The 17,708-nt window shown below is 74.6% G+C and carries 15 protein-coding genes; 4 read left to right on the plus strand and 11 right to left on the minus strand.

Annotated elements, in window-relative coordinates; genetic code table 11:
- Together CUT83_RS27415 and CUT83_RS27420 are read right to left on the minus strand one after the other, a co-directional pair.
- Positions 1-541, minus strand: a 541-nt coding sequence (locus CUT83_RS27415; protein ID WP_277622948.1) for a carboxyl transferase domain-containing protein, incomplete at its 3' end; no start/stop codon positions are given.
- Between the two features lie 117 nt (positions 542-658).
- Positions 659-1,453, minus strand: a complete 795-nt coding sequence (locus CUT83_RS27420; protein WP_101258507.1) for an AfsR/SARP family transcriptional regulator — start codon at positions 1,451-1,453, stop codon at positions 659-661.
- A 239-nt stretch (positions 1,454-1,692) separates the two neighbouring features.
- On the opposite strand from CUT83_RS27420, the gene CUT83_RS27425 reads away from it, so the two are divergent.
- From CUT83_RS27425 to CUT83_RS27440, 4 genes are all read left to right on the plus strand, one after another.
- The gene (locus CUT83_RS27425; protein WP_093852281.1) at positions 1,693-2,061 is read left to right on the plus strand and encodes a hypothetical protein; all 369 of its coding nucleotides are present in this window, start codon (positions 1,693-1,695) and stop codon (positions 2,059-2,061) included.
- Positions 2,058-4,439, plus strand: a complete 2,382-nt coding sequence (locus CUT83_RS27430) for a TOMM precursor leader peptide-binding protein (RefSeq protein WP_143688635.1) — start codon at positions 2,058-2,060, stop codon at positions 4,437-4,439. Before CUT83_RS27425 ends, CUT83_RS27430 begins: the two co-directional genes overlap by 4 nt.
- Before the next feature lie 103 nt (positions 4,440-4,542).
- On the plus strand, positions 4,543-5,808 hold the full coding sequence (locus CUT83_RS27435; RefSeq protein WP_101258508.1) for a sensor histidine kinase: 1,266 nt from the start codon (positions 4,543-4,545) through the stop codon (positions 5,806-5,808).
- Positions 5,809-5,858: 50 nt separating this feature from the next.
- Positions 5,859-6,473, plus strand: a complete 615-nt coding sequence (locus CUT83_RS27440; RefSeq protein WP_101258509.1) for a response regulator transcription factor — start codon at positions 5,859-5,861, stop codon at positions 6,471-6,473.
- Positions 6,474-6,559: 86 nt separating this feature from the next.
- Here the strand turns inward: CUT83_RS27440 and CUT83_RS27445 are convergent, their stop codons facing one another.
- The 9 genes from CUT83_RS27445 to cimA all read right to left on the minus strand — a co-directional run bounded on the left by CUT83_RS27445 (position 6,560) and on the right by cimA (position 17,481).
- Positions 6,560-7,423, minus strand: a complete 864-nt coding sequence (locus CUT83_RS27445; RefSeq protein WP_206282629.1) for a 4'-phosphopantetheinyl transferase family protein — start codon at positions 7,421-7,423, stop codon at positions 6,560-6,562.
- A gap of 61 nt (positions 7,424-7,484) precedes the next feature.
- Entirely contained in the window at positions 7,485-8,726 is a 1,242-nt protein-coding gene (locus CUT83_RS30590; RefSeq protein ID WP_093852284.1) for an acyltransferase domain-containing protein, read from the minus strand.
- 47 nt (positions 8,727-8,773) lie between these two features.
- Positions 8,774-10,501 carry an acyl-CoA dehydrogenase family protein gene (locus CUT83_RS27455; protein WP_101258512.1) on the minus strand — a complete coding sequence of 576 codons (1,728 nt, stop codon included), beginning with the start codon at positions 10,499-10,501 and terminating at the stop codon, positions 8,774-8,776.
- Positions 10,501-12,255, minus strand: coding sequence for a fatty acyl-AMP ligase (locus CUT83_RS27460; protein ID WP_101258513.1), 1,755 nt, complete (start codon positions 12,253-12,255; stop codon positions 10,501-10,503). The genes CUT83_RS27455 and CUT83_RS27460 overlap by 1 nt, the downstream gene beginning before the upstream one ends.
- Positions 12,256-12,401: 146 nt before the next feature.
- Positions 12,402-12,647, minus strand: coding sequence for an acyl-CoA carboxylase subunit epsilon (locus CUT83_RS27465; protein ID WP_101258514.1), 246 nt, complete (start codon positions 12,645-12,647; stop codon positions 12,402-12,404).
- A gap of 109 nt (positions 12,648-12,756) precedes the next feature.
- The gene (locus tag CUT83_RS27470; protein ID WP_101258515.1) at positions 12,757-13,389 is read right to left on the minus strand and encodes an antibiotic biosynthesis monooxygenase family protein; all 633 of its coding nucleotides are present in this window, start codon (positions 13,387-13,389) and stop codon (positions 12,757-12,759) included.
- A complete protein-coding gene (locus CUT83_RS27475; protein ID WP_101258516.1) occupies positions 13,376-14,440 on the minus strand; it encodes an aromatase/cyclase in 1,065 nt (354 codons plus the stop codon). Before CUT83_RS27475 ends, CUT83_RS27470 begins: the two co-directional genes overlap by 14 nt.
- Before the next feature lie 312 nt (positions 14,441-14,752).
- Positions 14,753-15,790, minus strand: a complete 1,038-nt coding sequence (locus CUT83_RS27480) for a ketoacyl-ACP synthase III family protein (RefSeq protein WP_101258517.1) — start codon at positions 15,788-15,790, stop codon at positions 14,753-14,755.
- A 53-nt stretch (positions 15,791-15,843) separates the two neighbouring features.
- The gene (gene cimA, locus CUT83_RS27485; RefSeq protein ID WP_093852291.1) at positions 15,844-17,481 is read right to left on the minus strand and encodes a citramalate synthase; all 1,638 of its coding nucleotides are present in this window, start codon (positions 17,479-17,481) and stop codon (positions 15,844-15,846) included.
- Positions 17,482-17,708: the final 227 nt, after the last annotated feature.

The following is a 17,708-nucleotide window of genomic DNA, read 5'->3' on the forward strand; positions in this document are numbered from 1 at the left end:
TGCCGCCGTAGCCGGCCAGGGCGGTCACGCCCTCCTGGATGCGGGCGCCGGCCCCGTCGTTGAGGGAGACCAGCGGCGCGCCCGCGGCCCGCGCCAGGTCCATGACCTTGTGGACCTTCTGCGCGTGGGCCTCGCCCAGGGCGCCGGCGAAGACGCGGAAGTCGTGGGCGTAGGCGAAGACGGTCCGGCCGTGGACGGTGCCCCAGCCGGTGACCACGCCGTCGCCGTGCGGTTTGCGGTCCTCCAGGCCGAAGCCGGTGGCGCGGTGCCGGCGCAGCGGCTCGATCTCGGTGAAGGTGCCCTCGTCGAAGAGGACGTCCAGCCGCTCGCGGACCGTGAGCTTGCCCTTGGCGTGCTGCCGGCGGGTGGCGTCCGGATCGGGGCCCCGGCCCACCTCCTCCTTGAGCCGGAGCAGTTCCGCGGTGGCCCGGCGCAGGTCGGGGCCGGGTTCCGCCGTCCGGTCCGGCGCCCGGTCCAGGTCCTGGTCCGGGGCGGTCCGCGGTGCCGGTGCACTCGTCGTGATGTCGTCGAGGATCGTCATCGGGCGAACGTAGGAACGCCGCCTAGAGGTCGGCTGGAGCAGCCGCCGGGCCGTTCCCGCGCCCGTCCCGCGCCGGCCGGCACCCGGCCGGTCTGCCGGTCCGCCGGCCTGCGCCGGTCAGCGCACCGCGTGCGCCGTGGCGTCCAGCTGCGGGTCGCCGGAGAGCACCGCGTGGTGCAGCCGCTGGAGCTTCGGCGAGGGCTCCATGCCCAGCTCCTCGATGAGCGTGTTGCGCAGCCGCTGGTAGGCCTCCAGGGCCCGCCAGGAGTTTCCGGAGCGGTGCAGGGCCACCATCAGCTGGGCGCAGAAGTTCTCGTGCATGGGGTGACGGGCCGCCAGTACCCGCAGCTCGGGGACGAGTTCGGTGTGCCGGCCCAGCCGCAGGTCGGCGTCGACGCGACGCTCCAGGGCCGCCATCCGGTCCTCGTCCATGCGCAGGACCTCCAGCTCCAGGACACTGCCGACCCTCACGTCCACCAGTGCGGGGCCGTGCCACATCTTCAGCGCGCGGCCCAGCATCTCGGAGGCCTTGCGGTCGTCGCCGGCGTCGTGGGCGGCCCGGCCGGACGCGGCGAGCTGCTCGAACTCCTGGACGTCCACCTGGCCGGGCTGTACCTGGAGCAGATAGCCCCCGTGCTGGGTGACCAGCACGTCCTTGGCCTCCCGTGCCGGATCGCCCTCCAGCGCCACCGCGATCCTGCGGCGCAGCTGGAGTATGTAGGTCTGCAGGGTGGTTGCGGCGCTGCGCGGGACGTTCTCGCCCCAGATCTCCTCCATCAGAGTCGGCACGGTCACCACGTGATCGGCCTGGAGGGCGAGCAGTGCGAGGATCTGCCTCGGCTTGGCGGCGCTCGGGACCACAGACACTCCCCGCTCCACCGCCGCGAGCGGACCCAGAACCTTGATCTCCATGGTGTGCTCTCCCCTTGTCGAGCTCAATCCGCCGGCAGTCCGCCTGACGGTTCCTCTCGGAGCATTGAGTGAGGCTCGCACGGTGCGGGAGCGGCGCCCAGTGAGGCGCTCATGAGCGGGGTCGTGAAAATCTCATGGGTCGGTGGTGAACGCCGCACTGGGCTCCCCGGCGGCAGGGATCACACAATCATCACGATTGATTCGAACGCTCGGCCGTCCGACTCACAGGGGGTCTTCACATGCGAACCAACACGTCCGCCACCGCCTCGACGGAGAACACCGGCGCGGAGGACCGGCGCTTCGCCGAACTGGCCGTCCGCACCGGGCTGGAGCCCGGCCTGGAGGCCCGCTACACCGCCGACCCGGTGGCGGTGCTGTCCGGGTTCGGCCTGCCCGCCGCCGAGGCGCCCCACGGCGGCGTGCCGGACTCCGTGGCGATCCTCGCGGAGCTCGGACTGTACGCGTCCGAGCCGGTCTACGCCGGCGACCCGCTGCTCATCGAGGACCTGGAGCAGCTCGACACCCGCGACGCCGAGCAGCTGGCCTGCTTCGGCTGCACCCGCGCGGACGACTTCCGCCTGGAGGTTCCGGGGCCGGTGGGAGCGTGAGACAACGCGAAGAGGCTGCCGACGGCGGCCCCTTCGTGGGCTTCCGTCGCCATCTGCGGGCCGAGGTGGTGCCCGGCGAGGCGGTCTACCTGCTCTCGCCCCGCGGGGTCAGGGCGCTGTACGGCCGGCCCGCCGAGGCGCTCGCCCCGCTGCTGGACGGCACCCGCACGGTGGCCGGGGTGCTGCGCGAGGCGGGCTCCCTGGTCCCTCCGGCGGAGGCCGGCCGGATCATCGGGGAACTGGCGCGGGCCAACCTCGTCGGCTACCGGTCCGCTCCCGGTGAGGGGACCGACGTCTCGGCGGCCGCCTACTGGGAGCTGGCCGGCCTGGACGGCGGCGCCGCGGGCGCGGCGCTGGCCCGCACCGCCGTACGGCTGGTCACCGTCGGCGGGGTGGACGGCGACCAGGCCCGCGCCGCCTGCGAGGAGTCCGGGCTGAGGGTGCTGGGTCCGCTCCCCGCGCCCGAGGGGGAGCGGGCCGGGCGGGAGGGCGCCGGTGACGGTGACCGTGCCGACGGTGACGGCGGGCCCGGCAGTAACGTTTTCTCGCTGGTGCTCTGCGACGACTACCTGGCGCCCGGACTGCGGTCCGTGGACGCCTGGCACCGCGAGCGGGGACTGCCCTGGCTGCTGGCCGGCCCCTACGGCCCCGAGCCCTGGGTGGGGCCGGTGTTCCGGCCGGGCGCGGGGCCCTGCTGGTCCTGTCTGGCGCACCGGATCCGCATCCACCGCCGTTCGGAGGTGCCGCTCCAGCGGGCCATCGGCAGTGACGCTCCCCTGCCCCGCCCGTCCGCCTCCCTGGCGGCCGGGCGGGGGATGGGCCTGCGGATGGCGGTGCTGGAGGCGGCCAAGTGGCTGGCGGGGGTGCGCAACGAGGGCCAGGGCGCCGTCCGTGTCCTGGACACCCTCACCCTGGACACCGGCCATCACACGGTGCACCGGCGCCCCCAGTGCCCGGAGTGCGGCGACCCGTCGCTGGTCTCCGGTCTGGTGCGGCGGCCGGTCGCCCTGGCGCCCCGGCCGAAGGCGGCGCGGGGCGGGAGCAACGACCGCGCCCTCACCCCCGAGGAGGTCCTGAAGCGGTACGGGCATCTGGTGGACCCGGTCACCGGGATCGTGCGCGAGGTCCGGCGGGACGACCGGCTGCCCGACGGCCTCAACTCCTATGTCTCGGGCCACAACCTGGCGCTGGACGCCCACACGCTCGCCGACCTCCGCGGCGGGCTGCGCAGTCTCAGCGGCGGCAAGGGCGTCACCGCTCTGGAGGCCGAGGTCGGCGCCCTGTGCGAGGCGGTGGAGCGCTACAGCGCCACCCGCCAGGGCGACGAGCCCGTGGTGTACGACAGCCTGCGGGGCCTGGGGGAGCAGGCGATCCACCCCAACGCGTGCCAGCTCTTCGACGAGCGGCAGTTCCGGGACCGGGGGCGCTGGAACGCCACCGCCTCCCCCTTCCACCAGGTGTGCGCCCCCTTCGACGCCGACCGTCCGGTGGAGTGGACGCCCGTGTGGTCCCTGACGGCCCGAACTCACCGGCTGCTGCCGACCTCCATGCTGTATTTCGGCCAACGCGCCTCCCCGGACGCGGGCGGGCCCCGCGCCGACTCCAACGGGAACGCGGCCGGCAGCAGTCTGGAGGACGCCGTCGTCCAGGGCTTCCTGGAGCTGGTCGAGCGCGACGCGGTGGCCCTGTGGTGGTACAACCGCACCCGTCAGCCGGCCGTGGACCTGGACGCCTTCGACGAACCCTGGCTCGCCGGGCTGCGGGAGGTATACGCGCGGATGGGGCGGGATCTGTGGGTGCTGGATCTCACCTCCGACCTGGGCATTCCCGTGATGGCGGCGCTGTCGCGGCGCACGGACAAGCCCGCGCAGGACATCGTCCTGGGGTTCGGCGCCCACTTCGACCCCCGGCTGGCGCTGCGCCGCGCGCTGACGGAGATGGGGCAGCTGGCCGCCTCGGTGGTCCGCGTCGGCGGGAACGCCGGAGAAGCCGGAGAAGGGGCCGGATATGGTGCCGCGCCCGCCGAACTGGTGGAGTGGTGGACCCGAGCGACCATAAGAAACCAGCCATATTTGGCTCCGAGCCAGTCAACGACCCCCCTGGCCCCCCATGACTACGCGCACACCCCTCGTCACGATCTGCACGACGATGTGGAGACAGCGCGCTCCCTTCTCGAAGCCCGTGGAACGGAGCTGCTGGTGCTCGATCAGACGCGCCCTGACGTGGGAGTTCCGGTGGTCAGGGTGATCGCCCCCGGTCTGCGCCACTTCTGGGCGCGTTTCGCGCCGGGCCGTCTGTTCGACATACCGGTGACACTCGGCCGACTCGAGCGGCCGACGGCCTACGAGAACCTGAATCCGATCCCGCTGTTCGTCTGATTTCGGACGCTGCTCCTCGTCGGTGGCCAGAGTCAGCCGATGGCCAATACGATGCGGTCAACTCGTGGTTCAACGTCATGGCTTCTGACCGAGGAGCAGCCAGGTGCACGACACCCCGGACAGCGTCTCCTCCCTCCGGGCTCCCGTTCGAGCGGGGGCCCGGAGCACGTCTCCCCCGCGGTCGCAGACGCGCCACCGCGAACTGCTCGCGCCGAAGCTGGCCAGGACGATCACGGTCGCCACCCTGCTGTACTACTCGGGGATCTCGCTGCTCAACGTCCTGCGCAGCGGCGCCGAGCGGAGCCAGGTGCTGTTGTGCCTGGGGTGTGTGGCCGCGGTCTTCGTCTTCCAGTTCCTCCACATATCCCCCCGCGCGCAGCGCTGGTCACTGCGCCGCCGCTGCGCGACCCTGCTGGCGCAGGCCGTGCTGACCTATCTGCCGTTCCTCTTCTTCGGCCTGAACTGGGGGAGCATGGCCGGCCCGCTGGCCGGTTCGCTGCTGCTCCTGCTGCCCGGCAGGGTGGCCTGGCCCTCCTACGGCGTGATCGCGGGCACCATGCTGGCCATGACCGTCTCGGCCGGTCTGGACTGGGTGACGGTCGTCTATCTGACGACCTCGACCATGATGGCGGGACTGATCCTCTACGGGACGGCGAGGTTGAGCGATCTGGTGGCCGAGGTGCAGGCGTCGCGGGCGGAGATGGCCCGGATGGCGGTCACCGAGGAGCGCCTGCGGTTCGCCCGCGACCTGCACGACCTGCTGGGGTACAGCCTGTCGGCCATCACGCTCAAGAGCGAGCTGACGTACCGCCTGGTGCACTCCCGGCCCGACCGGGCGCGTGAGGAGATCGCCTCCGTCCTGGAGGTGTCCCGGCAGGCGCTGTCGGACGTACGGCTGGTCGCCAGCGGCTACCGCGACATGTCGCTGGCGGCGGAGGCGGAGTCGGCCGCCGCCATCCTGGCGACGGCCGACATCCGGGCGCGGACGGACGTCTCCTGCGGCCGGCTGCACCCGGTCACCGACACCGTGCTCGCGACCGCGCTGCGGGAGGGCGTCACCAACATCCTCCGTCACAGCAAGGCCCAGACCTGCGTGGTATCGGTCGAGTCGAAGGGAGAGACCGTCATGCTCAGCCTGGTGAACGACGGGGTGGCCGGGCAGCGTCCGGACCGCTCCGCGCACAGCGGCAGCGGCCTGGGCAACCTCCGCGACCGGCTCGCGGCGATCGGTGGCCGGGTCGAGGCGGGCGTACGCGAGGACGGCCGGTTCCACCTCGTCGCGCAGGCCCCCGCGCATCCCGTGGCGGCGGCGCATCCGCCGGAGGCCGGGGGGCTGGGCACGGCGAACGCCGCGAGATCCGCGGCCTGACACAAGCGTCCGGTCCGGGGGGCCGGGCGCCTTCCTGGTCTGGGGGGCCAATGCTGTCGGTGAAGATCCTGCTCGCCGAGGACGTGCACATGATCAGGGGAGCACTGGTCGCCCTGCTGGAGCTGGAGCCCGACTTCAGCGTCGTGGCCGCCGTCGACCGGGGGGACCTCGTCGTGGAGCGGGCGCTGGAGACCCGGCCCGACGTGGCCGTGCTGGACGTCGACCTCCCCGGTGTCGACGGCCTCACGGCGGCGGCCGAGCTGCACGAGCGGCTTCCCGGCTGCCGGACCCTGATCCTCACCAGCCTGGGCCGTCCGGGCACCCTGCGCCGGGCCCTGGCCGCGCACGTCACCGGGTTCCTGCTGAAGGACGCGCCCTCCGACCGGCTCGCCCACGCCGTGCGCTCCGTGGCCCAGGGCCAGCGTGTCATCGACCCGCAGCTGGCCCTGTCCGCCTGGGACTGCCCGGACAACCCCCTCTCCCCCCGGGAGCTGGAGGTGCTGCGGCTGGCCGCGCAGGGCGCCGACGCCGCCGAGATCGCCGGCACCCTCTACCTGTCCAAGGGGACCGTCCGCAACTACCTGACGACCATCGTCGCCAAGCTCAACGCCCGCAACCGCATCGACGCCGTGCGGATCGCCGAGGAGGCCGGCTGGATCCCCTGAGCCGCGTGCCCCGTGTGCCCCGTATGCCCCGTGTGTCCTGCGGGGCCGCGGCCGGTGGCCGCTCACGGGTCCGCTCACGGGGCCGCTCACGGGTCCGCCTCGAAGGCGGTCGGCGAGGCCGCCGCGCCGAGCAGCGCGTCGAGGAGGCCGGCGTCCAGGGCGGTGCGCACCGACAGGTCGAAGGTCTCGCCGAACCCGGAGTCGTACACGGCGGTGCCGACGACGTACCCCCCGTCCGGATCCCCGTCCCGCCCGCCGTCCGGATCCCCGTCCGGATCCCCGCCCAGCACTCCGGTGCCGAACGTCCACTCGCCGCCGTCCGCCGGGGTGCCGTCGGGCCGCACCAGCCGGATCCGGTCCGCGCCCAGGTCGAAGCCGAACTCGGTGAACCGGAAGCGCAGTCCCTGGCCGAGCGCCTTGCTGTACGCCTCCTTCAGGGTCCACAACCGCACCAGCGTGGCGTTGCGTTCGCCCGCCTCCCCCTCGTCCAGCCGGGCCAGCTCGTACGGGGTGCAGCCCTGGGACTCCGAGCCGGTGCCGGCCATCCGGCGGTCCGCCGACTCGACGTCCACCCCGATCCGGCCTCTGCGGGTGATCCCGGCCACCAGCGTCCGGCGGGTGTGGCTCAGGCTGATGTCGATCTGGTCGCAGCCGCGCACATACGGCCGCCCGCCGGGCTGGTACGCCAGGTCCACCTGCTCCGGAACCGTGTCGATCGCCGCGGCGATCACGTGCCGCAGCAGCAGCCGGGAAGCGGAGAAACGTTCCTTCATGAGGGGCTGGGACATGGCCTCGTAGCGGTGCCAGTCCCGGCCCAGCATCCGGCGCAGCGCCGCCTCCCCGCCCGGCAGGCGCCAGTCGGGCAGGCGCCCGGCCACCACCGCGGTCCCCCGGTGCGCCAGCTCCCCCCGGACCCGGTCCCAGGGGCCGTGGGGGCCCGCGACCTCCACAAGGCCCGGCCCCCCTCCCCCGTGCTCACCGCTTCCCGCGGCCCGTGCGGAAGGCGCCACCTCAGCCCTCCGCCAGGGACAGGGAGAGCGGGCCGGCGTCCAGTTCGGACAGCACCCCGGCGAGGTCCACCGCGTTGCTCTCCGGCCCCCGGCACATGGCCAGGCAGACCGGCCCCCGGCTGCCGCCCATGCGGCGCACGAAGGGGGTGAGGACCGCCTTGGGGCCGATCTCGACGACATGGGTCGGGGCCTGCTGGGCGAGCAGCTGCCGGGCCGCGTCGGCGAACCGCACCGTGGAGGTGATCTGGAGGGACCAGTAGGGGGAGTAGAGCGGCTCGCCCGTGTAGCCGCCCCGCACCGTGGAGTAGAACGGCACCCTCGGCGCGCCGCCGGGCAGCCTCCGGGCCACCTGCTCGAAGCGCGGCAGGACCGGCGCCATCAGCGGGGAGTGGAAGGCGTGCGTGACCTTCAGCGGGGTGGCGGCGATGCCGCGCGCGGCCAGCTTCTCCTGGATCCGCTCCAGACCGGCGATCTCCCCGGACAGCACGGTGGCCTTCGCCGCGTTGACCGCCCCGATGCTCACCCCGGGCTCGCAGGACAGCAGCTCGGCGGCCTCGTAGGCGGGGGCACAGGTGGCCGTCATCCCGCCGCCGGAGGGCAGGTACTGCATGAACGCCCCTCTTAAGGAGACCAGTTGGGCCGCCGACTCCAGTGTCAGCGCCCCGGCGACGGTGGCGGCGGCGAACTCCCCGATGCCGTGGCCCAGCACCGCCACCGGGCACACCCCCGACTCCTCCAGCGTGCGGGCCAGGGCGTACTCGACGGCGAACAGGGCGGGCTGGGCGAACGCCGTCTGGTGGATCCGCGCGTCCCCGCTGAGGATCAGGTCGACGACCGACAGGCCGGTGTAGGGCAGCAGCGCGTCGGCCGCCGCGTCCAGATGCGCGCGGTACCCCGTGGAGTGCAGGTACAGACCGGCGGTCATACCGGGATGCTGGGAGCCCTGCCCGGTGAAGACGAACGCCGCGCGCACCCGGCCGTCCCCGCCGGGCCGGGGGTCCCGCAGCGCCAGATACCGCGCCAGGGCGCGCACGGTCGGGTACGCCCAGACGTCGGTGGGGTCGATCAGCGGGCCGTACTTCTCCTCGATGTCGCCGTAGAGGCTGAGCGCGGCCACGGAGTCCAGGCCGTGCTCGGCGAACGACACGGCCTCCTCCACCGGCCGGCCGAGGTAGTGGGCCAGGCGTTCGGTCAGCCAGTCGGCGTACGCCTGCTCGCGCACCCGGCGGGGGGGTACGGACATCTCGCGCTCCTTATTCAGCGATTCGAAGGGGGGCGGTGCGGGGGCGGTCAGGCCAGACCCGTGCCGTAGAGGTCGTAGCTGCGCCGTCCGTGCAGCCGTGCCAGGACCTCGGCGAGCACCCGGCTCTCGCATGCGGCCGGCCGCTCCGGGAGCGGCAGCCCCAGCCGCCGGCACAGGCGGTAGAGGGCCGCGGTGGGCCAGGCGGGGTCGGCGAGGAAGGCTCCGGCCGCGCCGCCGGACCGCTGCTCCCGCCACACGCCCAGGCAGGCGGCCGCGGCCAGCACCAGGGCGTACCGGTCGGCCAGCGCGAAGCTGCGCGGATCCACCAGGGCCGCGCGGTCGTCCGCCCCGATCCCGGCGAACGCCGTGCGCAGCTCGCCCAGTTCGGCGACCAGGGCGCGGGTGAGCGCGCCGAGCGCCCCCCGGTCCCCCGGGGCCTCCCCGGGCAGGCCGTCGGAGCCCAGCAGGCCGTCGGTGGCCACCAGGGTCGCGGCGAGCGGATCGCTGTCGCCCAGCAGGGCGGGCCCGGCCGGATCCAGCGGCGGCAGGTCCCCGTGGGGCCGGAACAGCGCGGCGGGCGCCTCGGCGTCGTTGAACCACACGTGCCGCGCGAAGAAGGGCAGCTGGGGCAGGAGGCTGACCTGGCGGCCCGCGCTGCCCGCATGGCCCAGCGAGGTGACGGGCAGATCGCGCAGCTGCTTGGCGAACATCGCGTACGCGCCGTCCCGGGCGAGGCTCTCCTCGCCCAGGACGGCGGACATCTCGTCCATCGACTCCGCGACGATCTTCGGGGCCAGATAGGCGGCCGCGGCGGCGTACGCGCTGGTCTGCCGGGGCATCAGATGCAGTCCCCGGGTGGCCACCAGGGCCAGGCAGTCGCTCAGCAGCAGGTCGAGGAAGGCGCCGGTGAGGACGTCGCGCACATGCTGGACGTCCAGCGGGGAGCGCCCCGCGGCCCGGCGGCGGACCGCGAACCGGGTCACCGTGCGCAGCGCGGTGTCCGCCCCGGCCAGCACGATGGACGGGATCAGGCCCCGGATGAGCAGCGAGGAGCGCAGGGACAGCTCGTAGCCGCCGCCGGCCTCGCCGACCAGCGCCCCGCCCGGCACCGGGCAGTCGGTGGCCCGCAGCCCGCCGAACTCGGCGCTGCGCATCCCGTTGGTGGGACGCCTGGCGAGGTCGGTCAGCCGGCCCTCGGGCAGCCCGGCCCGGTCCAGCAGCAGCACCGAGTGGCTGCGTCCGCCACCGCCCTCGCCGGTGCGGGCGAAGACGACGAGTCCGGTGGCCCGCGAGGCGTTGGCGATCACCGACTTGCTGCCGTTCAGCAGGAACCCGCCGCCGGCGGGCCGGGCGGTGAACTCCTCGCGGACGAAGTCGTTGCCGTGCGCCACCTCGTGCCGTGCCACGGCGACGCGGCGGCCCTGGAGCAGATGCCCGGCCACCTCGGCCCGCTGCCCGGCACTGCCCCCGATCCAGACGGGTGCGGCGGCGAAGAAGCAGTTGAGCCCGTGGCCGAAGCCGAGCGAGGCGTCCCGGCGGAAGACCGGCCGCAGCACCCGGCCCAGACCGTCCATCCGCGACAGTCCGCCGCCCAGCTCCGCGGGCACGAACTCGGCGTTGAAGCGGTGGGCGTCGAGGACCTCCTCCGCGCCGGCGGGCACCCGGCCCGCCGCGTCGGCGGCCAGGATCGCGTCCTGGCCCAGCGGGTTGGCCGGATCGTCCAGCGGACCGAAGGCGCGCTCCAGCGCGTCGGCGCGGTCCCCGTACGCCCCCATCACCGTGCCCCGGCCGTCATCAGTTCCCTGACCTCGGGAAGGATCTCCTCGTGCAGCGGCCGCAGCTCGCCGCGGAGGAACAGACCGCGCATCGCGGCGCGCTCCACCTTGCCGCTGGTGGTGCGGCGCACCGTGCCGGGGCGCACCAGCAGCACCCCGCCGGGCCGCACCTCGAACTCCTCGGTCAGGCGGTTGCCCACCGCCGCGGTCAGCGCGGCCAGGTCGATGTCGTACCGGCCGCGGGCGCGCAGCTCCTGGACGACGACGATCCGGTCCCGTTCGCCGGGCACCGCGAACGCGGTGGCGGCCCCGAACAGCGAGCTGACCCGCTGCACCGTGCGCTCCAGGTCCTGCGGGTAGATGTTGCGGCCGGCCACCACGATCATGTCCTTGAGGCGGCCGGTGACGTACAGCTCGCCGCCCACGACGGCGCCCAGGTCCCCGGTGCGCAGGTGGCCGCCGTCCCCGTCGGCGGTGCGTCCGTCGAAGGCCAGTGCGGTCTCCGCCGGGCGGCCCCAGTAGCCGCGGGCGACACCGGGGCCGCGCAGCCAGATCTCCCCGATGCGGCCCTCGGGCAGCACCTCGCCGCCGACGGGCTCCACGACGCGCACCTCGCCGTCGGCGGCGGGGCCGCAGGAGACCAGGGTGCGCCGCGCGGCGCCGGAGGCCGGCTCGCGCAGTTCGTGGCGCTCCAGCGCGGCGGCGTCCACCACCAGCCGCGCGGGATCCCCGCCGGGCCCGCGCACGGCGCCGGTCACCAGCAGGGTGGCCTCGGCCAGCCCGTAGCAGGGGGTGAGCGCTCCGGGCCGCAGCCCGGCCGCGGCGAACCGCTCGGTGAAGGCGCGCAGGGTCCGGTCGCACACCGGCTCGCCGCCGCTGACGGCGACCTCCCAGCCGGACAGGTCCAGGCCCGCGAGCTGCTCGTCGGTGATCCGGCGCAGGCACAGCTCGTACGCGAAGTCCGGGGCGCCGCTGACGCGCACGCCGTACCGGGAGATCGCCTCCAGCCAGCGGACCGGCCGCTTGACGAAGGCGGTGGGGGACAGCAGAACGGCGGTGCCGCCCAGCCACAGCGGGTGCAGGAGCTGGCCCACGAGCCCCATGTCGTGGTGGAAGGGCAGCCAGCCGCCCAGCCGGTCGCCGGGCCGGGTGCCCAGGGCACGGCCGATCGCCGCCTGGTTGGCCAGGACGTTGCCGTGGGTGACCACCACGCCGCGGGGGTCGCGGGTGGAGCCGGAGGTGTACTGGAGGAAGGCCACGGAATCGGGTCCGAGGTCGGGCCGGTGCCACGGCCCCGCCCCGGGGACGGCGTCCGCCGGCAGGCAGGCGACGTCCCCGTACCCGGCGCCGGCCAGCAGCCGCGAGACCTCGGGGGCGTCGGCGGAGTCGGTCAGGGCGAACCGCACGGCGGCGTCCTTGACGATGCCGGTCACCCGTTCCTCGTGGTGGCGGCGGCCGCCCGCGGGCGGCACGGGGACGGCGACGGCCCCCGCGTACAGGCAGGCCACCAGGCTGACGGCGAACAGCCGCCGGCAGGACTGCAGGACCAGCACCCGCTCGCCCCGCGCGCCGTGCTCCTGGAGCCAGCCGGCCAGCTTCCTGGCCTCGTGGTCCAGCTCCCCGTAGGAGACGGTCTCGGCGGTCTGCTCGCCGCCGGGACCACCGGCCTCGCCCAGCAGGACGAGCGCCGCCCGCCCGGGCGTCTCCCGGACCCTGGACAGAATGAGATCGGTGAAGCTCCGGTAACCGTTCATCGCCTCCCCCTCGCGTGCCGTCGTGGCCGCCGTGCCCGCGGCACCGGCCCGTGTGACTTCTCCGGGAAGGTACGAACGTCCTCTCGAACCGGACTCGACATCCCCCGGACCGCCGGGCGCACCCGGTCCGCCGGGCCGGCTCCCCGTCATGCCCGCGACCATGCCGTGGGCGGGCGGTAGCCGGTCCGCCCGGCCGGCCAGCCGGCGCGGTCCGCGGACGCCTCCGGGTCGCCGGCGTCCGCCGCGGCGTCCGGCTCTCCCGGGCCGCCCGCGTCCGCGGGGGTCCGGTGGGCCGACAGCGCCAGCAGTACGGCGGTGACGGCGGCCAGCTCTCCCGCGTCGGGGTTCCCCCGTACGACGGTCAGCAGGGCCTGTGGTGTGTCGTTGGCCATGCGGGCAGGGTGCGCCCCGCGGCTCGAGGGGCGCTCGCGGGGCGGACGCGGCCGGAACGGACGCGGCCGGGCCCCCAAGGGCCCGGCCCGTCGTGCCCGGCGGCCGTGTTCAGTCCGCGAGCCCCCGCTCGTAGGCGATGTGCCGGGTGCGCTCGGCGCGGAAGCGCGCCACCCGGCCCAGCCCGCCGTACGCCCCGGCGCGCTCGGCGTCGGCCAGGGCCCGGTCGCAGGCCCCGGTGTCGGCCCACCACGCCATGCCCAGGTACCGCTGCGGCCGGAAGGTCGAGCGCAGCAGGTCGAAGCCGCCGAAGCCGCCGGTGCCGGCCAGGAACCTGGACAGCTCACGGGCCTCCTTCTCGAACTCCCGCACCCCGCCCAGCACGGTGCACGGCAGCAGCACCACGTTGTCGTGCCCGGGCAGCGCGTTGCGCACCAGCAGGCGGTCGACGCTGACCGCCTGGTCGGCCTCGGTGTCCACCATGGGCTCCAGGCACCGCACGTGTTCGAGGAACGTCTCGGTGTGCACGGTCTCGATGAAGCCCTCCAGACTCCGCCAGTGCCCCACGTGGACGTAGGAGGCCGGGGAGTCCAGCAGCCGCACGGTCACCAGATAGGAGAAGTCCCGCCGGCCGCGCAGGTACTGGGAGTGCTCCCGGAACTCCTGCTCGAACCGGCGCGGGTCCCCCTTGACGGTGAACCGGTGGACTGTGGTCAGCGGACTGCTGAGGTCACGGTCGGTCATGGAGGTCCTCCGCGAACCGCTTGGCGTGCCGGAGGGTGGTGGTGCTGTTGGCGCCCAGGGCCTGCCGGACCTTGGTGCGCGCCTCGGCGAGCGTGGCGTCGGGGCCCAGCAGCTGCCGCACCCCCTCGGGGTCGAGGGTGACGGTGTGCCAGGAGGTGGCGCGCACGCCCTTTCCATGGGGCTCGATCTCCCAGCGGCCGGTGTGCCCGCTCATCACCACCGGTACCCGCAGCTGCTTGTAGACGATGACGGACCGGTCGGGGAAGCACACCCGCACGGACATGGTGTTGTGCAGGGAGCCGTCCGGGCTGCGGGTGTCCATGTCCATGCGCTGGACGGTGGAGCCGCCGCCGTCGGAGGGGGACTCCTCCAGGCCGATGCGGGCGACGTGGGGCAGACGCTCGGGCCACAGGTCGGCGCGGTCGAGGAAGGCGAAGACGTCCTCGGCCGAGCCGGTGATGTCCACCGAGTCGCTGAAGGTGAAGCGCAGCCCGCCGTCCTCCGCTCCCGTCCGCCCGCCGTCCTCCCGCGCGCCGCCGCTGCGCTCGGCGGCGTTCCTCAGGGCCGTCAGCTCGGCGCGGCTGTTGCGGTCCACGGCCCGCTCGATCAGCTCGACCGCCGCCGGGTCGTCGTCCACGGCGGTGTAGTCGTGCAGCAGGACGACGCGGCTGCCGCCGTCGTCGTTGGGCTCCACCAGCCACTTCCCGCCCATCGACGCCACCGGGTGCGCGGAGGCCACCTGGCGGAAGGAGACGGTGCGGGCGCGGCTGTCGAGGATGCGGTGCGAGGTCCACGAGCGGACCTGGTCGTTGGCCGTGGCCCAGATCCGCAGGAGCTGCTCGTCGGCGTGCTCCTCCAGCACCTCGACGTGGATGGTGGGGCCGAAGACCTGCGGCCAGGCCGAGACGTCGGCGACCAGGCCGTAGACGGTGTCCGCGGGCGCGTCGACGACGACGGCGTGCTCCGTGACATGGGTCCGGGCGGTCCCGGTGGCCCCGGCGGTCCCGGTTCCGGCGGCTTCGGCGACGGCGGTGGCGGTGTTCGGCACCATGGCGGATCTTCCCTTCGGGTCGCGCCGCTCACACGGCGCCTGTGTCAGATTGGCAGGGTGCGCTCGAGCAGGGCTGGAGCGCCGGAGGAGGGATGTTCGAGCCCGCCCGGCGGACCGCCGGGCGGGGGTCGTGGGCCGGGCGGCGCCGGCCCGCCGTGTTCGGGGGGTTCGGGGGGTTCGGGGGGTTCGGGGTTCAGCGCCGCCGTGCCCGGGCGGCGTGCCCGGGCGGTGTGCTCGGGCGGTGTGCTCGGGCGGTGTGCTCAGGCGGTGTGCTCAGGCGGTGTGCTCAGGCGGTGTGCTCAGGCGGTGTGCTCAGGCGCCGTGCGCCCACTCGGGGCGGTCCAGGATCTCCACGACCGCCGAGCCCCAGCTGTAGCCGGCCCCGACGCCGACCAGCAGGCAGTTGTCGCCGGGCCGCGCCCGGCCGGAGACGACCAGGTGGTCCAGGCTCGCGAACTGGTCGCCCGCGCCCAGGTGCCCGACCGTGCGGCTCCACTCCCAGGCCGTGCGGGCCGGGTCGATGCCGAACGGCTGGTAGTAGATGGACTGCAGCCGGCGCCGCCCGAAGTGCGGCAGCACCACCCAGTCCACCTCGCCCAGTTCCAGGTCGGCGTCGGCCAGCGCCTGCTTGAGCACGGTCTGCTGCCCGGCGTGGGCTCGGGTGACGGCGTACGACATGCCCACCCGGGCCACGAAGGAGCGCTTGGCCTCCTCGAAGTCCACCGGGACGCGGTGCGAGAAGGGCGCCCGTCCGAACGGCTCGTCGCCCCGGTGCAGGGGTTCCAGCTCGGGGTCGGCGAGCATCGCCAGGGAACGCAGCCGGGCGTAACCGCCGCGCCGGGAGAGCACCAGCGCGGTGGCTCCGTCGGCGTACGGGGTGCCCGGGTCGGTGTGCCAGCGGTCGATGCCGGGTTCGCAGAACCGGTCGGCGGTGGTCAGCAGCGCGTCGTGGCGCCCGGGGACGGCCGTGAGGTAGGAGTGGGCCAGATCCAGGGCGGCCATGCCGCCGTTGGACATCTGCCGGATCTCGATGGCCGGACAGCTGTTGCCGAGCGTCTCGCGCTGTACGTAGGAGGCCACGGGCCACAGGTCCTGGCCCTGGTGGTAGGTGTCGGCGTGCAGGATCAGATCGGTGTCGCCGCCGCTGCCGCCCGCCCTGCCCAGGGCGGTGCGGGCGGCGTGCACGGCCATCTCGGCTGCGGACTCGTCCGGCGAGTACGCCACCGAGACCATGCCGGTGGCCGACGCCACCCGCTCCGGGCAGGCGCCCGACGCCACCGCGTCGGCCACCGGCAGGGACGAGGGGAGCCGCACCCCGGTCCCCCGTATGTAGATGTCTTCCACTCGCACGGTCCACTCCCCATCTCGTCCGGGTGTCGTCGGTGCCGTCCGGGACGGCGCGGTCAGCCCGCGGCCGCGACCGCGGGGACCGCGGCGCGGCGGTGGGCGCGGTGGTCGGCCCCGCGCTCGGTCAGCAGGACGTAGCGGACCGCGTCCAGCAGGGCCCGCCAGGAGGCGGCGACGGTGTTCCCGTCCACGCCGACGGTGCCCCAGCGGCGGCGTCCGTCGGTGAAGGTGATCAGGACGCGTGCGGCGGCGGCGCTGCCCGAGCCGTTCCCCAGCACCCGGACCTGGTAGTCGGCCAGTTCCAGCCGGGCCAGTTCGGGGAAGAACGGGTCGAGCGCCTGGTGCAGCGCCCGGTCCAGGGCGTTGACGGGCCCGTTGCCCGTGCCGGTCGCGGCCAGTGGCGTGCCGTCGATCCGCAGCCGCACCGAACCCTCGGTGCGCACCTCGCCGCCGGACCGCTCCTCGACCCCGACCTTCCAGGCGTCCACCTCGAAGGGGTGCTCCAGACCGCCGCCGGCCAGCTCCTCCAGCAGCAGCAGCTCGAAGGAGGCGTCGGCGGACTCGAAGCTGTAGCCGCGCCCCTCCAGCTCCTTGACCCGGGCCGCGGCCCGCGCCACCGGCTCGGAGCCGGCCGAGACCTCGTAGCCCAGCTCCCGGGCCTTGAGCTCGATGGAGGAGCGCCCGCCCATGTCGGAGACCAGGGTGCGCATGGCGTTGCCCACCCGGGCCGGGTCGATGTGCTGGTACAGGTCGGGGTCCACGCGCAGGGCGGAGGCGTGCAGCCCGGCCTTGTGCGCGAAGGCGGAGGCGCCGACGTACGGGGCCGCCGGGTGGGCGTGCACCCCGGTCAGCTCGCCGATGGCGCGGCCCGTCTCGGCCATCTCCCGCAGCCGCTCGGCGGGGACGACGTCCGTGCGGCCCCGCTTGAGGACCAGGTTGGCGGCGACGGTGAACAGGTTGGCGTTGCCGCACCGCTCCCCGTAGCCGTGGGCGGTGCCCTGCACATGGTCGGCGCCGGCGTCCACGGCGGCCAGGGTGTTGGCCACCGCGCAGCCGGAGTCGTCGTGGCAGTGGATGCCCAGGCGCGCGCCGGTGGCGGTGAGGGTGTCCGCCACCACGGCGCCGATGCCGTCGGGCAGCGAGCCGCCGTTGGTGTCGCACAGCACGACGGCCTCGGCGCCGGCCTCGGCGGCGGCGCGGACGACCTCCAGGGCGTACTCGCGGTTGGCGAGGTAGCCGTCGAAGTAGTGCTCGGCGTCGACGAAGACCCGGCGGCCGGCCCGCACCAGATGCCGTACGGTGCTGCCGATCATCGCCAGGTTCTCGGCGAGCGTGGTGCGCAGGGCGAGTTCGACGTGCCGGGTGTGGCCTTTGGCCACCAGGGTCACCACCGGGGTCTCGGCCTCCAGCAGCGCCCGCACCTGCGGGTCGGTGGTGACCAGGGTGCCGGGCCTGCGGGTGGCCCCGAAGGCCGCCAGTTCCGCGTTGCGCAGGTTCAGTTCGGTGCGCGCCCGGCGGAAGAACTCGGTGTCCCTGGGGATGGCTCCGGGCCAGCCGCCCTCGATGAAGCCCGCCCCGAAGGCGTCCAGGTGGCGTGCGACGGCGAGCTTGTCCTCGACCGTCGGCGCCAGGCCCTCCTGCTGTGTTCCGTCGCGCAGGGTCGTGTCGTAGAGCTGGAAGCGCCGATCGGCCATCGTCCCTCCTCATTGGTGCCGCCGGCGGCCGACTACCGCGGCGGGTACGGCCCACCGTCCGGGGACCGCCTCGAAGGGGGCTTGAGAGGCGGTCGGCAGCTCCGCCGGGGCGCGGACACCCGGAACGGTCCGGGGCGCGGACGGCCCGGGACAGCACGGAGCGGGGGCGGACCGGGCCCGGGGCTCCGGTCCGCCCCCGCCGTTCGCGGGGGAGGCTCTCCGGTCGG

This window comes from Streptomyces barkulensis (genome assembly GCF_002843305.1).
Taxonomy (GTDB): Bacteria; Actinomycetota; Actinomycetes; order Streptomycetales; family Streptomycetaceae; genus Streptomyces; species Streptomyces barkulensis.